Genomic DNA, 15918 nt, shown 5'->3' on the forward strand with positions numbered 1-15918 from the left:
CAACCCCGCAGGGCCTTTCGCCGAAGCGAGCCGCCTATTATGTCAGGCTTTTCGTTTCCGTCAACACCTCGATGAGGGCGACTTCAACTTCCTTCCTCGTTGCCAACCGGGGTCGGCGGCGAGGGAGCGAGAGTATGCAGCCTGTCTGCGGTTTTGGGAAGAGGCGAAAGCACACTTCCCGCATTCATGCACCGCTGCGCCCGGAACACGGGCAGCACCCTCACCCTCCCGGCTTCGCGGTCTCGATGACCACTCCCAGCTCCTTGCCGGCCTCGGCCACCTTGACGCGCTTGCCGTCGCTGCGCGCGATCAGATAGTCGGCCGCTACCCAGCCGCTTTGTCCGCCATGGCGGACATTGCACCAGCTCAGGTCGTCCAGGCAGCGCTGCACCTCTACCGTCGTCCCCACCGGCAGCACTGCCACCCGTCCGGCCCGCGTATCCGGCGCGCTGCGCAGGTTAAGGCCGCTACCGCCGACCTTGGCCGACGGCTCGACGATCTCGGGCTGGAACCACAGCACCACCGCGACGATGGCTGCGGCGGCCGCAAGACGCGGAAGGAGACGGGGCATGTCCGATGCCTGGAGGAAAAGGTCCGGCATCAATAGCGCGATGCCGAAAACCCCAGCTGAATTCCGCCGGGGCAACGTCGTGGTCCTTCAGCTTGCCATGCCGCTGTGGCGCAACAGAGCGTCGATCCGCGGATCGCGGCCACGGAACGCGCGGAAATTGCCGGCCGCGCTGCGGCTGCCGCCGCGCGACAGCACTTCGTCGCGGAAGCGCGCGCCGGTCTCTGCAACCTGCTCCGGCGCTTCCTCGAACGCGGCATAGGCGTCGGCGCTCAGCACTTCGGCCCACTTGTAGCTGTAGTACCCGGCCGCATAGCCGCCAGCGAAGATGTGGCTGAACTGGTGCGGGAAGCGGTTCCAGTCCGGCGGGAAGTTCACCGCGACCTCGCCACGCACGCGCTCCAGCAGTTGCAGCACGCTTTCCTGCGCCGGCTGGTACTGGCTGTGCAGCAGCATGTCGAACAGGCCGAACTCCAGCTGGCGCACGGTGAACATGCCGCTCTGGTAGTTCCTGGCGGCCAGCATCCTGTCGAACAGGGCGCGCGGAAGCTGCGCGCCGGTATCGACATGGGCGGTCATCGCCTGCACCCGCTCCCATTCCCAGCAGAAGTTCTCCATGAACTGGCTGGGCAGTTCCACCGCATCCCATTCCACGCCATTGATGCCGGCCACCGCCAGTTCGCCGACACGGGTCAGCAGCTGGTGCAGGCCATGCCCCATCTCGTGGAAGACAGTGGTGACCTCGTCGTGGCTGAAGGTGGCAGGCCTGCCATCGCTGCCGCGGCCGAAGTTGCAGACCAGATAGACCAGCGGCGTCTGCACGCCCGCCGCCGTGACGCGGCGGTTGCGGCAATCGTCCATCCAGGCGCCGCCGCGCTTGCCTTCGCGTGCGTACAGGTCCATGTAGAACTGGCCGACCAGCGCGCCGCCGGCATCGACCAGCCGGTAGAAGCGCACCTCTTCGTGCCAGACCGGTGCGTCGTCCGGCTGCACCTTCAACCCATACAGGCGCTCGATCACGCCGAACAGGCCGGCCAGCACCTTCGGTTCGGTGAAGTACTGCTTCACCTCCTGCTCGGAGTAGCTGTAGCGCGCCTGCTTGAGCTTTTCGCTGACATAGGCCAGGTCCCAGGCCTGCAGGTCATCCATGCCGAGTTCGTCGCGGGCGAAGGCTTCCAGCTCGGCACGGTCGCGCTGCGCATACGGCCTGGCGCGTGCGGCCAGATCGCGCAGGAAGCCCAGCACCTGCCCGGCATCCGTCGCCATCTTGGTGGCGATGGAGTACTCCGCGTAGCTGTCGAAGCCCAGCAGCGCGGCCAGCTCGGTGCGCAGGGCCAGGATGCGGTCGATGTTGCCGCCATTGTCGAGGGCGGCATCGCCGAACTCGGAGGCGCGCACCGCATGGGCGCGGTAGAGCGTCTCGCGCAGCGCGCGGTTGTCCGCATAGGTCTGCACCGGCAGATAGCAGGGCATGTGCAGGGTCAGCTTCCAGCCTTCGCGCCCTTCCTTCTGCGCCGCCGCGCGGGCATTGGCAAGCACATCGGCCGGCAGGCCCGCCAATCCGGCCTCGTCTTCCACATACAGGGCGAACGCATCGGTGGCATCGAGCACGTTCTGCGAGAACTTCGCCGACAGCGCCGACAGTTCCTGCTGGATCTGCGCGAAGCGCGCCTTGTCGGTCTCGCCCAGTTCGGCGCCGCCGAGGCGGAAATCGCGCAATGCGTTGTCCAGCACCCTGCGCCGGGCTTCGTCGAAGCCCGCCGCCTCCGGCGCTGCGGCCAGCGCCTTGTACTGCGCGTACAGCGCCGGGTTCTGCGCCATCGCGCTGCCGAAACGGCTGATCTTCGGCAGGTTGGCGTTGTAGGCCTCGCGCAGTTCCGGCGTGTCGGCCACCGCCTGCAGGTGCGCGACCTGGCCCCATGCCCGGTACAGCCGCTCGGTGGCGTCGTCCAACGGCACCACGAAGGTCTCCCAGCTCACCGGCGCCACGGTTTCGGCGGCCTTCACCGCGGCTTCGGCCGCGGCCAGCAGGGCGTCGATGGCCGGGGTGACATGCGCGGGCCGGATCGCGTCGAAATGCGGCAGGCCGGAGAAGTCGAGCAGGGGATTGGCGTTCATGGGATTCTGCAAACGGGGGTCACGCCTGATATGGCGACGGCTCCAGCCACGCACAAGGCAGCGCCGGCAGCCCCTGCCCGTTCACCGCGGCGGCGATGGCGGCATCCGCACCGGCCACATCGATGCCCTGGCGTTCGTACCAGGCCGGATCGTAGTAGCTGTGCGCGTAGCGCTCGCCGGCGTCGCAGAGGATGGTGACGATGGAACCGTCGCGGCCGGCATCGCGCATCAGCTGCGCGGCATGCAGCACGCCAATGAAGTTGGTGCCGGTGGAACCGCCCACGCGGCGGCCCAGGGTGGCGCTGACGTGGCGCATCGCCGCAAGACTCAGCGCATCGGGCACCTTGAGCATCGCATCGACGCAGGTGGGAATGAAGCTGCGCTCCACGCGCGGGCGGCCGATGCCCTCCACGCGCGAACCGCCTTCGCAGGTCATCTCGCGCCAGTCGGCGCCGGCCAGAGCCGCGCAGTAGCCGTCGTAGAACACCGACACTTCAGGGTCCGCGCACAGGATCAGGGTGTCGTGGCGGCGATAGCTGACGTAGCGTCCCAGCGTGGCAGCGGTGCCGCCGGTGCCGGGGCTGCAGACGACCCATTCCGGCACCGGGTGCGGCTCCTCGGCCATCTGCTTGAAGATCGACTCGGCGATGTTGTTGTTGGCACGCCAGTCGGTCGCGCGCTCGGCGTAGGTGAACTGGTCCATGAAGTGGCCGCCGGTCTCGCGCGCCAGCCGCTCCGATTCGCAGTTCAGGTCGCAGGCGCGCTGCACCAGGTGGCAGCGGCCGCCGTGGAATTCGATGGCGGCGATTTTCTCCGGCGAGGTGCTGGCCGGGATCACCGCGATGAAGGGCAGGCCAAGCAGGCGGGCGAAGTAGGCCTCGGACACGGCGGTCGAGCCGCTGGACGCCTCGATCACCGGGCAGCCCTCGCGCAGCCAGCCGTTGGCCAGCGCATACAGGAACAGCGAGCGCGCCAGGCGGTGCTTGAGGCTGCCGGTCGGATGGCTGGACTCGTCCTTCAGGTAGACGTCGATACCCGGGAAACCGGGCAGGTCGATCGGGATCAGGTGGGTATCGGCCGAACGGTTGAAATCGGCTTCGATCTTGCGGATGGCCGCCGCCACCCAGGCGCGCTGTGACATGGATCGCACACTCGATGAAAACTGATGCCCGATTCTACTGTGGATGGTCTGCTGCGGACGGGCGCACCCGCCCCGGCTGCGGCAGCCAGCACCGCACGATGGTATGGTGCGCACTCCGTTCCATGCCGACTCCGCGTGCCGCGCATCCTGCTGCCCCTGCTGCTGTGCCTGTCCCTGATCGCCGGTGCGATCGGGTCGGTGTGGTCGGCCACGGCGATGGCGATGCCGGCCGATACCGCAGCGGGCGCGCACAGGGACATGGACCACGCCTGCTGCCACGACGGCGGCGGCATGCACGACGCAGCCAAGCAGCCGCAGCCTCCGGCTTCGCCCTGCGGCGATGGCAAGCACTGCGACTGCACCCAGCACTGCAACATGCTGCCCACGCTGGCGGCGTCGCCAGCCAGCGAGATCGCACATTCCCCGGAACCCGCGGCGCCCGTGCCCGCGCGCTACGACGTGCGTCCGGCCAAGCTCAACCGGCCTCCCATCGCCTGATCCGGCCATGACCGCCAGCGCGTAGTCATCGCCGCTGGCGGCTGTCCCGCAGGAGCACTGCCCATTGCGCAGACGACGCTGGTTGCCGTCGTGCGCCAGGCGCGTTCCTGCACGTCCAGCGCAATCCGCGCCTGCCGTCCGCCCTCCCCGGTGGATGGTCGATGGAGTTCCCATGAAAAACGATTTTCTTTCCGACCCGCGCTCGGTGCTGTCGCGGCGACGCTTCGTGCAGGGCCTGGCCCTGGGCGGCGTCGTCGCCGGCACCGGGCTGTGGCGTGCCGGCGATGCCTTCGCCGCTCCCGCCCGTGCCGCCACCGCCGGCGAACTTCGCGGCACCGACCTGAGCCTGGCCATCGGCCGCTCCACGGTCGATTTCACCGGCCGCGCGCGCAGCGCGGTCACCGTCAACGGCTCGCTGCCGGCGCCGATCCTGCGCTGGCGCGAGGGCGATACGGTCAACATCCGCGTGGCCAACACGCTCACCGACGAGATGACCTCGATCCACTGGCACGGCATCCTGCTGCCGGCCAACATGGACGGCGTGCCGGGGCTGAGTTTCGACGGCATCGCGCCGGGCGAAGCCTTCCAGTACCGCTTCCAGCTGCGCCAGTCCGGCACCTACTGGTACCACAGCCATTCGATGTTCCAGGAGCAGGCCGGCCTGTACGGCGCGCTGGTGATCGATCCGCTGGAGCCGCCACCGTACCGCTTCGACCGCGAGCACGTGATCCTGTTGTCGGACTGGACCGACCTGGATCCGGCCGCTCTGTACCGGCGCATGAAGAAGATGCCGATGCACGACAACACCTACCAGCGCACGGTGGGCGATTTCATGCGCGATACCCACCGCAATGGGCTGCGCGCCACGCTGGCCGACCGCGGCATGTGGGGGCGGATGCGGATGACGCCCAGCGACATCTCCGACATCAACGCCCACACCTATACGTACCTGATGAACGGCACCGCGCCGGCCGGCAACTGGACCGGGCTGTTCCGCAGCGGCGAGAAGGTGCTGCTGCGCTTCATCAACGGCTCGGCGATGACCTACTTCGACGTGCGCATCCCCGGGCTGAAGATGACCGTGGTGGCCGCCGACGGGCAGTACATCCATCCGGTGAGCGTGGACGAGTTCCGCATCGCCGTGGCCGAAACCTTCGACGTGATCGTCGAGCCTTCCGGGCAGGACGCGTTCACGATCTTCGCCCAGGACATGGGCCGCACCGGCCACGCCTGCGGCACGCTGGCCGTACGCCACGGCCTGCAGGCACCGGTGCCGGCGCTGGACCCGCGGCCGCTGCTGACCATGGCCGACATGGCCCATGGCGGCGGCCACGATGCCATGCAGATGGCGCACGGCGGGCACGACGCGCATGCCGGCCATGGCGGACACGGCGAGGGCGGCAGCGCGCCGAAGCACCCTCCCGGCGAACGCGGCAACCCGCTGGTGGACATGCGCAGCGCGGCCAGCTCGCCACGGCTGGACGACCCCGGTATCGGCCTGCGCGAAAACGGCCGCAGGGTGCTCGCCTACGCCGACCTGCATTCGCTGTTCGACGACCCCGACGGGCGCGAACCCGGCCGCGAGATCGAGCTGCACCTGACCGGGCACATGGAGAAGTTCGCCTGGAATTTCGATGGCGTCCCGTTCGCCGGCGCCGAACCGCTGCGGCTGAACTACGGCGAGCGCATGCGCATCGTGCTGGTCAACGACACCATGATGACCCACCCCATCCACCTGCATGGCGTGTGGAGCGACCTGGAGGACGCCGATGGCCGGTTCCAGGTGCGCAAGCACACCATCGACATGCCGCCGGGAACGCGCCGCAGCTATCGCGTACGCGCCGACGCACTGGGCCGCTGGGCCTTCCACTGCCACCTGCTGTACCACATGGAAGCGGGCATGATGCGCGAAGTGAGGATCGAGGCATGAAGACGACGACCCGATCCCTGCTGTTCATCGCCCTGGCCGCGGCCACCGGCAGCGCCGCCGCACAGGATGCGCACGCAGGCCATCACGGCTATGGGGCCACCGCAAAGCCCGACCCACACGCGGGCCATGCATCGGCCATCGCCGCCAAGGCCGCGGAGAAAGACCCGCACGCGGGCCATGCCGGGCCGGGTGGCACGGCCACGGCGGACGACCCGCATGCAGGCCATGGCACACCGGCCGGCACCTCCGGCCGGTCAGGCATGCCGGCCGGCCACGCCGCGCACATGGACCATGCATCCCATGCGACGCCGCAACCCGTGGATCCGCATGCGGGCCATGCACAGGCCACCGCCGCCAAGGCCGTGGAGAAAGACCCGCACGCGGGCCACGTCGGGCCGGGGGGCACGACCATGGCGGACAACCCGCATGCGGGCCACAGCACACCCGCCGGCCACGCCGCGCACATGGGCCATGCATCCCATGCGACGCCGCACCCCGTGGATCCGCATGCGGGCCATGCGATGGAGGCACCAGCCGGCGAGCCCGCCCATTCCCATGACGCCCATGCCGGACACGCCATGCATGGCGCCCATGCACCGGCCACGGCGGCGGTCCCTTCCGACGCCGGCACGCACGGCGCGCATGGGGCACACGACGAACACGCCGGCCACGGCGCCGCGGCGATGCAGGCACCGCGCGAGCCCATTCCCGAGCCGACCGCCGCGGATCTGGCCGCCGCGTTCCCCACGCTCGCGCCGCATGCCATGGAACATGCCCCGGGTTTCAACAGCCTGGTGCTGTTCGACCATATGGAAGCCTGGGACAACGCCCATGGCAGCGGACAGTCGTGGGCCGCCAAGGGCTGGTTCGGCGGCGACATCGACCGCCTGTGGCTGCGCAGCGAGGGGCAGCGCAGCGAGGGCCGGCTCGGCGGGTGGTCGCTGGACGCGCTCTACGGCCACGCCATCTCGCCCTGGTGGGACGCGGTCGGCGGTGTCCGCCACGATGGCGGCGACGCAGCCGGCCTGACCCGCGCGGCCATCGGCGTGCAGGGCCTGGCGCCTTACAAGTTCGAGTTCGCCGCCACTGCTTACCTGGGCGGGCCGCGCAGGGCCGAGCTGGCGGTGGAGGCGGAGTACTCGCTGCTGCTGAGCAACCGGCTGATCCTGCAGCCGTCGCTGGCAGCCAGCCTGGCCGCCGACAGCGATCCGCACCGCGGCGTCGGCAGCGGGCTCGGCCACGTCGAGGCCGGCCTGCGCCTGCGCTACGAGATCACGCGCCGCTTCGCGCCCTACGTCGGCTTCGTGCACGAGCGCCGCTTCGGCCGGACCGCCGGCCTGCACCGCGATGCCGGGGAAAGCCCGTGCGATTCGCGCTGGGTGGCCGGCGTGCGTTTCTGGTTCTGAACGGAGGAGGAGTGAGTGGAGACGAGCTGGAAGAAGCAACAGCCCCCTGCTGATCTCTTCGCCTCCGCTTCCGCCTTTTCTCACTCCTCACTCCCCTGCACTCACTGCTCGCTTTTCCTTTTGGAGATTCCAATGAATGTTCCCCTGCACAGGATGGTGTCGCTGCTGCTCGTCGCCGCCTCCGCCTTCATCGTCACCGCCTGCGACGCCGCCACACCACCAGGCACGCCCGGCAAACAGGCGGCCGGGCACGCTGCCGACACGACGCAGGTCGTGCACGTCCACAAGGATGCGTACTGCGGCTGCTGCAACGGCTGGATCGAGCACATGCGCGCGGCCGGCTTCACCGTGATGGCCCATGACAGCGCCGACATGGTGGCGGTGAAACAGCGCCTGGGCATTCCCCTGGCGCAGGCGTCCTGCCACACCGCCGAGGTCGGTGGCTATGTGCTGGAAGGCCATGTCCCGGCAGCGGACGTGCAGCGCCTGCTGCGCGAGAAGCCGGCGGCGCGCGGCCTGGTGCTGCCGGGCATGCCCATCGGTTCGCCGGGCATGGAATCACCGGATGGCCGCCGCGACGCGTTCACCGTCGCGCTGCTCGGCAAGGACGGCAGCCTGCAGCCCTACTCCCGGCATCCCTGACGGGCGGGGAAGGCTCCAATGGGCCTGGTCCCGTTCTACGCCCTACGGGTGTCGGGCAACGCCCGACGGGCTTGGCTGGCAATGCCCCAGCGGGGCGTTGCCCCGCTCTACAAGGCGATGGGGATTGTGGCTCTGCAGCGCCGGGCAACGCCCGGCGGGGGACTTCGTCGGTAATGCCCCAGCGGGGCGTTGCCCCGCTCTACAAGGCGATGGGGATTGTGGCTCTGTAGCGCCGGGCAACGCCCGGCGGGGAACTTCGCCGGTAATGCCCCAGCGGGGCGCTGCCCCGCTCTACGAGGCGATGGGGATTGCGGCTCTGTAGCGCCGGGCAATGCCCGGCGGGGGACTTCGTCGGTAATGCCCCAGCGGGGCGTTGCCCCGCTCTACAAGGCGATGGGGATTGCGGCTCTGTAGCGCCGGGCAATGCCCGGCGGGGGACTTCGTCGGTAATGCCCCAGCGGGGCGTTGCCCCGCTCTACAAGGCGATGGGGATTGTGGCTCTGTAGCGCCGGGCAACGCCCGGCGGGGGACTTCGTCGGTAATGCCCCAGCGGGGCGCTGCCCCGCTCTACAGGGGTCGCTGGGCTCTGCCGCGCCGGGCCTTCCTTTGGTGGACATGTGGAAGAAGAGCCGGCCCTCTAGAATTGCGTTTCCCCCACCCATCAGGAGCACCACCATGAGCCTGAACGCTCTCCGCCTGCAGCCCGGCGTGGCCGCCCAGCCGCCGGTCGAAACCACCGGCTTCGTCTTCAACCACACCATGCTGCGGGTCAAGGACATCGCCGCCTCGCTGGATTTCTATACCCGCGTGCTCGGCTTCCGCCTGATCGACCAGCGCGATTTTCCCGAAGCCGCCTTCAGCCTGTACTTCCTGGCCTACGTGCCGGAAGGCACGCAGGTGCCCGGGGACGACGCACAGCGCCGCCTGTGGATGGCCGGCATTCCCGGCGTGCTGGAACTGACCCACAACCACGGCACCGAGAACCAGGACGGTCCGGTCTACCACGACGGCAACAGCGAGCCGCGCGGCTTCGGCCACATCTGCGTATCGGTACCGGAACTGGAAGCGGCCTGCGCGCGTTTCGAGGAGCTGGGCGTGCCGTTCCAGAAGCGCCTGAGCGATGGCCGCATGAAGAGCCTGGCCTTCATCAAGGACCCGGACGGTTATTGGGTGGAGATCATTTCCAATACCGTGCGTGCCTGAATCGCGCACGACACGCTGAGGATGGGCTGTTGCCTGCCTGGGCGAGGCGCGACCTGAAAAGCGCACCTGCCAGGGCGCGCTTCGCCTACCCGGGCTACGTAGCAACGGATTGCATCGGCGGCGGCTGATGATGAACAGCAAACGCCGGCTTGCGCCGGCGTTTGCTGGTGTCGAACCACTTGGCAGCGGCTGCGGCTTACTTCTTGAAGGTGCCGGCCTTGACCAGCACCATCTTCTGCGGGTCCACGTACTTGCGGATCGCGCCATTGACCTGCTGCAGGGTCACCGACTGGATCGCCTGCGGGTAGTTGTCCAGCCAGGCCAGGCCAACGCCCCGCTCGACCGTGCCGATGATCGCCGCCGACATGCCGTCGGTATTGCCCAGGCCGACCTGGTAGCTGCCCACCATCGCCTGCTTGCGCGCATCCAGTTCCTCGGCGGTGATGCCGTCCTTCCACCAGCGCTGCAGTTCGCGGCGGGTGCTGGCGATGCCCTTGTCCATCAGCTCCGGTGCAAACGTGGTGCTGATGCCCAGGCCGCCGTCCATGTAGTCGCTGCCCAGCAGGTTGCCGCCGATGCCGTAGGTCAGGCCTTCCTTCGCCCGCACCGCCGCCATCAGGCGACCGGTGAAGCCCGAACCCAGCACGTCCACGCCCACCGTCATCGGCAGGTAGTCGGCATCGGTGTAGCGCAGGCCGGTGGCCTGGCCCAGGAACACGCTGACACTGGCCTTGTCCTTCATCGCGATGCTGTGCTCGGCGGCCTTGGCCGGCAGCCGTGCCGGTGCATCACGCAGGTAATCGACGCCACCGCTCCAGCCGTTGAAGCCATGCGCCACCGCGGCCTCGATCGCCTTGGCATCGACGTCGCCGGCAAACACCAGGGTCATGTGCGCCGGGCCGTAGTACTTGGCGTGGAAGGCCTTGATCTGCTCCAGGGTCACCTGCGGCACGGCCTTGAGCATGGCTTCGCGCGGTGCCGGTGCGTTGACGCTGCCGGCCGGGAAGAGGCTCAGCATCATCGTTTCGCGGGCCATCGCGCCGGGGTTGTCGCTGGCCTGGCGAAGGGCCGCTTCCAGCTGCACCTTGGCCTTGCCCAGTTCCTCGGCGGTGAACGCCGGCTCACGCAGCTGTTCGGCGAGCAGGTCGAGCACGGTCGGCAGGTCCTGCTTCAGGCTCTTGCCGTAGATGCCGATGCGCGCGGCGCTGGGGCTGAAGGACAGCTGCGCGCCGATGCCATCGAGCGTGTCGGAGATGGCGAACTTGTCGCGGCGGGTGGTGCCGGCTTCCAGCAGCATCGCGGTCAGCGTCGGCACTGCCGGGTTGTCGGCCTTGGCGGCGAGGAAGGCATCACCCAGCGGCATCGAGCCGGTGAAGGTGACCACGTCCTTGACCCCCATCGGGTAGACGATCAGGTCGATGCCGGCGGCCTTGGCGTGCACGGCGGTGTCGGCGACGCCGGCCTGTGCGGCGAATGCGGCAAGGCTGGACAGTGCGGCCAGCGCCAGCGGGATCAGTCGAATGCGTTTTGCGTTGTTCACTTGCTGCTCTCCGGCACGAACCAGCCAATCGTGCTCTGCTCTGCGGTGAAATACTTGCCGGCGACACGCTGCACGTCGGCCGGGGTGACCTTCTCCAGGTCCTTCAGGGCGGTGGAATACAGGGTCCAGTCGCCCATCGCGATGAACTCGTTGAGCGCGTCGGCGGCCTGGTCGGTGCCGTCGCGGCGGTAGGCCTCCTCGGCACGGTACGGACCGAGCACGCGCTTGATCTCCTCGACGGTGACGCCGTCGCGGGCAACCTTGGCGATTTCGTCGCGGACGGTCTTTTCAATGTCCTCGTGCCTGCTGTCCGGCGCGAGCGCCACGCTGAGCATGAACAGGCTGGGATCGCGCTGCTGGTACATGCCGCCGGACACCGCCACCGCCTTGCTGGTATCCACCAGCGCGCGCGGCAGGCGGGCGCTGCGGCCGCCCTGCAACACCAGTTCCAGCACGTTCAGCGCCGGGATGTCCTTGTCCACGCCGGCCGGTGCCTTGTACGCCATCATCACCGTGCCGGTCTCGCCGGCGCGGCGCAGCGTCACCCGGCGCTCGCCCTGCTGTTCCGGTTCGGTGGTGTAGACCTCGGGAATGGCATGCGGCGAACGCGGCACCTTGCCGAACTTCTCGCCGATGCTGGCCAGTACCTTGGCGCTGTCGATGTCGCCGACGACGGTGACGGTGGCATTGTTCGGCCAGTAGAAGGTGTCGTAGAAGGCACGCAGTTTTTCGATCGACACGTTCTCGATGTCGCTGCGCCAGCCGATCACCGGGTGGTGGTACGGGTGGGCGCTGTAGGCGGTGGCCCACATCAGCTTCATCAGCGCGCCATTGGGGTTGTTCTCGTTGCGCTCGTACTCGTTGCGCACCACGGTCATTTCGCTCTGGCGGTCCTTCTCGCGCAGCAGCAGGCCGCGCATGCGGTCCGCTTCGATGGCGATGTAACCGTCCAGCGCGGCCGGCGGCAGCGTGGCGTAGTAGTTGGTGCGGTCCAGCGAGGTGGTGGCGTTGAAGCCGGCGCCGACGCGGTCCAGGTAGGTATCGACGTTGTTCTCGCCGTCGAAGTGGGTGCTGCCCATGAACATCAGGTGCTCGAGCAGGTGGGTGCCGCCGGTGGAACCGGTCACCTCGTTGCGCGAGCCGACCCGATAGGTCACCTGGAAGGTCACCACCGGCGCGGCATGGTTGGGCAGCAGGAGCACGCTCAGGCCGTTGGCATCGAGCCGGTACTCGTCGATGCCATCGAGCGATTTGACGTGGGTGAAACCATTGACCTTGACCGGTTCGGCCGAAGCAGCGGTCGCTGCCATCAGGCCGAACGCAAGGCCGGCGCACAACAGGCGTGGCGAAATCATGCGTTGCGTTCTCTTGGAATGCGCGCGGGGCGCGGGGAAAATCCGGGCAGGAGTCATTCCTGCCCGCGTGGGGTCGGGGTGTCGAAAGCGGCCAGCACGATCTCCGGGGTCAGTACCTCGGGCAGTTCGGCCGGGGCGCCGCCGCTGGCGGGATAGGCCAGGTTGAACGGCACCGCGCTGCGGTTCCATTTCTCCAGTTCGGCGGTGATCAGCGGGTCGGCATTGGTCCAGTCGGCCTTGAGCGCGGCCACGCGATGCTGGCGGAAGTAGTCGCGCACGCGGCCGGAGGCGAACACCACCTTCTTGTTGACCTGGCAGGTGGCGCACCAGCGCGCAGTGAAGTCGACGTAGATCGGTCGCCCTTCCTGCTGCAGCTGCTGCACGCGCTCGCCGCTCCATGGCTCCCACTGCAGTTGCTCCGGCGCCGGCGCGCGCGGCCAACCCAGCAACGCCGCCAGCAGCAGCGCCAGCAGGCCGCCGCCCGTGGCCAGGCGCGCGCCGTGTCCGCGGGCGCCGGGGCGCGTGCCGCGGCCATACAGCCACAACCCGAAGGCCAGCACCGCCAGCGCCAACAGGGCGTTGAGCAGGGCCGCCTCGTGCAGCTGCCCGGCCAGCACCCACAGCAGATAGCCCACCGTGGCGTACAGCGGGAAGGCCATGAGCTGCTTGAAGGTCTCCATCCATGCACCCGGACGCGGCAGTAGCCCCACCAGGCGCGGGAACACCGACAGCAGCAGGTACGGCAGCGCCAGGCCCAGGGCGATGGCGGTGAAAACGACGAACGACGGCACGGTCGGCAACGCCAGCGCGGCACCCAGCGCCGGGGCCAGGAAGGGCGCGCTGCACGGCGTGGCCACCACGGTGGCGAGCATGCCGGAGAAGAAGCTGCCGGCGGCGCCCCCCTGCGTCTGCAGGCGCGAGCCGATGGCCGTGGCGCGCACGCCGACCTCGAACACGCCGCTGAGGTTCATTGCGAACGCCAGCATGACCAGGGCCAGCACGAACACGAACGGCGCCGACTGCAGCTGGAAGCCCCAGCCCAGCTGCTGTCCGCCCTCACGCAGTACCGCCAGTGCCGCGGCCAGTGCCCAGAAGGACAGCAGCACGCCCGCGGTGAAGGACAACGCGTGCAGGCTGACCTTGCGGCGGTCGCTGCCGGCCTGCTCGATGAAGCCAACGACCTTCAATCCCAGTACCGGGAACACGCAGGGCATCAGGTTGAGGATCAATCCGCCCAGCACCGCGAACAGCACCACCAGCAACGACAGGCGCGCATCCCTGGCCGTCGCGCCGGTGGCGGACGGCGTCGTCGCCGGCGCGGGCGCGGCCCCGAGGTCCGTGGTGCTGACCAGCGCGGCGGCTTCGGCCTCGGCCACGAACGGCAGGTCGACCTCGACCCCGCGGTACGTGCCGGAAACATCGTTGTAGGCCAGTACGCCGCGCAGGCGGGCATCGGCCGGCAAGGTTTCCGCGTCGTCCAGCGGCAGCTTGAGCAGCGCGCGCGCGCCGCGGTTGCCGATGGTCTGCGGCACCTTGTAGGAAACGAAGCCGTCGGCCGGGAAGAAGTGCAGTTCGGCGATGTCGGTCGGCGCCGCCACGCGCAGCGCCAGGCCCCCCTGCTCGCGGGTGGCCGCCAGTTGCCAGCCCTCGCTGGCGCCGGGCATCGGCATCGCGGCGATGGCCGCGCGCACGTCCTCGTCCGGCTGCGGCGGCTCGGCGCGCACCGGCATGCGCAGCGACAGCTCCGCCTTGCCGGGAATGCACACGGTCTCGCACATCAGCCAGCGCGCCTGGGCCTTAAGCTCGACCTCGGTGCCGGGCTTCAACCCGGCCGGCACGGCCAGGCGCACCGGCAGGTACAGCAGGCCTTCGTAGCCATGGCCGGTGATGTTGCCCTCGCGGTCGCGTACCAGCACCGGCGTCGGCCACTGGATCGCGTCGGCGCTCCAGCCGGCGGGCAGCTCCCACATCAGCCGGGTCGGCAAGCCGGTGCCGGCGTTCTTCCAGAAGCTGTGCCAGTGCGGATCGTGCTGCATGCGCAGTGCCAGCTGCACCGGCTGCCCCGGCTGTACGGAGCGGTCGGCGGCAACCAGTTCGGCCTGCACCTGCGCCAGCGCGACGGCCGGCAACAACAGGCCGCACAGCGCCAGCAGCGCCAGCCCCAGCCGCTTCACGGCCTCAACGCGCCGGCGCATCGTCGACCTTCCTGAGCTGAGCGCGCACCGCGCGTTCCACGTCCCATTCGCGCATGCCGACACCGACGATGGTGCCGTCGCCGGCGATCAGATAGTTCTGCGGCAGCTGCATCACGCCATAGGCCTGCGCCGCCTCGCCCTCGAAGCCCGGTGCCTGCAGGTTGATCCACGGCAGGTCGTCGCTGCCGCCTTCCTCGTGCATCGCCTTGGTCCAGTCGGCCTTGTCCTCGTCCAGCGATACCGCGTAGATCTCGAAGCCGTGCGGATGGAACTCGCGGTAGACCTTGAGCAGGTGCGGGAACTCGCCGCGGCAGGGGCCGCACCACGACGCCCAGAAGTCCAGCAGCACAAGCTTGTTGCGCGCCAGCACCTGGGACAACTTGACCATCTTGCCGTCCACGCCCACCGCCTGGATGTCGGCGTAGGGCTTGCCGGGTCCGAACTTTTCGGCCAACTGCCGGGCCTTGGCGTTCTCTTCCGCGGCGCGCTCCATCGACACGATCAACGGGTGCGCGCCCAGTTCCGCGCGGAACGCCGCCACCATCTGCGCGCGACGGGCTTCGTCGTAGCGTTTCCAGTCGTAGTTCTCCGACAGCACCAGCAGCTTGACCAGCGTCGGCGCATCGCCATCGAGGATGGCGCGGTCGTAGTCGTTCTTGACCGTGGCGAGCCTGCGCGCGGCCGGCACCGTGGATTCGCGCGCGGCGGTCATCGCTGCTTCGTCGGTTTCATCGATGTTGCTGAAGGCCTTGACGTTGGCCTCGCGGTTGGCCTTGAACGCGGCCACATACTCCGGACGCTGCAGGTAACCGTAGACCAGATCGGTATAGCGCCCGCCCCGCGCCACCGGGCCCAGCTCACCCGCTTCGACGCGCAGTTCGCCCGGCTCCACCACCAGCCGCGCGGTGCGATGGTCGCCCAGGGTCAGTATGCCGGGCACCGGCTGCGGCACGCTGCCGGTCAGCACGAAGGCGCCGTCATGCACGGTGGCGGTGGCAATCGGCTCGACCTTGGTCGGGTCGCTGGCCAGCGCGGGCACCAGCAGCGATACCTGCTGGCCTTCCTGCAGCCCTTCCAGCCTGCCGCTGATGGTGAAGGTCTGGCGGGCGTCGGCGGCGGATGCGGCGCTGGAGGGGGATGCGGGCGCCTCGTCGCGGCCGCAGGCCGACAGCGCCAGCGTAGCGATGACCGCGCCGGCCAGGACACTGGCCCGCAGGGAGGTGGAGAACAGGCTCATAGGGGAAATCCTTGGAAAAAAGATACGGTGCGGCGCACCGGCCAACGCAGGCCGGTACGCCGCGGTAGCGACGGTCAGGCGCGCG

General features: G+C 69.0%; 12 protein-coding genes. 5 read left to right on the plus strand and 7 right to left on the minus strand.

What is annotated here, in order from left to right:
* Window positions 1–220 precede the first annotated feature (220 nt).
* The 3 genes from ABB22_RS03820 to ABB22_RS03830 all read right to left on the minus strand — a co-directional run bounded on the left by ABB22_RS03820 (window position 221) and on the right by ABB22_RS03830 (window position 3827).
* Window positions 221–571: an SH3 domain-containing protein gene (locus ABB22_RS03820; RefSeq protein WP_161809342.1), complete on the minus strand. Its 351-nt coding sequence runs from the start codon at window positions 569–571 to the stop codon at window positions 221–223.
* 87 nt (window positions 572–658) lie between these two features.
* Entirely contained in the window at window positions 659–2686 is a 2028-nt protein-coding gene (locus ABB22_RS03825; protein WP_055770419.1) for a M3 family metallopeptidase, read from the minus strand.
* Window positions 2687–2705: 19 nt separating this feature from the next.
* Window positions 2706–3827, minus strand: coding sequence for a PLP-dependent cysteine synthase family protein (locus ABB22_RS03830; protein ID WP_055770422.1), 1122 nt, complete (start codon window positions 3825–3827; stop codon window positions 2706–2708).
* 135 nt (window positions 3828–3962) lie between these two features.
* Between ABB22_RS03830 and ABB22_RS03835 the strand changes: the two genes are divergently transcribed.
* The 5 genes from ABB22_RS03835 (at window position 3963) to gloA (ending at window position 9506) form a co-directional block, all read left to right on the plus strand.
* Window positions 3963–4325, plus strand: coding sequence for a CopL family metal-binding regulatory protein (locus ABB22_RS03835; protein WP_055770426.1), 363 nt, complete (start codon window positions 3963–3965; stop codon window positions 4323–4325).
* Between the two features lie 172 nt (window positions 4326–4497).
* Window positions 4498–6255 carry a copper resistance system multicopper oxidase gene (locus tag ABB22_RS03840; protein WP_055770429.1) on the plus strand — a complete coding sequence of 586 codons (1758 nt, stop codon included), beginning with the start codon at window positions 4498–4500 and terminating at the stop codon, window positions 6253–6255.
* Window positions 6252–7661, plus strand: a complete 1410-nt coding sequence (locus ABB22_RS03845; RefSeq protein ID WP_235504323.1) for a copper resistance protein B — start codon at window positions 6252–6254, stop codon at window positions 7659–7661. Before ABB22_RS03840 ends, ABB22_RS03845 begins: the two co-directional genes overlap by 4 nt.
* Before the next feature lie 132 nt (window positions 7662–7793).
* A complete protein-coding gene (locus ABB22_RS18705) occupies window positions 7794–8303 on the plus strand; it encodes a DUF411 domain-containing protein (RefSeq protein WP_235504324.1) in 510 nt (169 codons plus the stop codon).
* A 675-nt stretch (window positions 8304–8978) separates the two neighbouring features.
* Window positions 8979–9506, plus strand: a complete 528-nt coding sequence (gene gloA / locus ABB22_RS03855) for a lactoylglutathione lyase (protein ID WP_055770432.1) — start codon at window positions 8979–8981, stop codon at window positions 9504–9506.
* A gap of 196 nt (window positions 9507–9702) precedes the next feature.
* Here gloA and ABB22_RS03860 read toward each other — a convergent pair whose 3' ends face one another.
* From ABB22_RS03860 to ABB22_RS03875, 4 genes are read right to left on the minus strand one after another with little or no spacing between them, the layout of a single operon-like run.
* The gene (locus tag ABB22_RS03860) at window positions 9703–11046 is read right to left on the minus strand and encodes a M16 family metallopeptidase (RefSeq protein ID WP_055770435.1); all 1344 of its coding nucleotides are present in this window, start codon (window positions 11044–11046) and stop codon (window positions 9703–9705) included.
* Window positions 11043–12401 carry a M16 family metallopeptidase gene (locus tag ABB22_RS03865; protein ID WP_082443659.1) on the minus strand — a complete coding sequence of 453 codons (1359 nt, stop codon included), beginning with the start codon at window positions 12399–12401 and terminating at the stop codon, window positions 11043–11045. Before ABB22_RS03865 ends, ABB22_RS03860 begins: the two co-directional genes overlap by 4 nt.
* Before the next feature lie 53 nt (window positions 12402–12454).
* A complete protein-coding gene (locus ABB22_RS03870) occupies window positions 12455–14596 on the minus strand; it encodes a protein-disulfide reductase DsbD family protein (protein ID WP_055770438.1) in 2142 nt (713 codons plus the stop codon).
* Window positions 14580–15833, minus strand: a complete 1254-nt coding sequence (locus tag ABB22_RS03875; RefSeq protein WP_055770439.1) for a TlpA family protein disulfide reductase — start codon at window positions 15831–15833, stop codon at window positions 14580–14582. The genes ABB22_RS03870 and ABB22_RS03875 overlap by 17 nt, the downstream gene beginning before the upstream one ends.
* Window positions 15834–15918: the final 85 nt, after the last annotated feature.

The organism is Stenotrophomonas nitritireducens, assembly GCF_001431425.1.
Lineage (GTDB): Bacteria > Pseudomonadota > Gammaproteobacteria > Xanthomonadales > Xanthomonadaceae > Stenotrophomonas > Stenotrophomonas nitritireducens.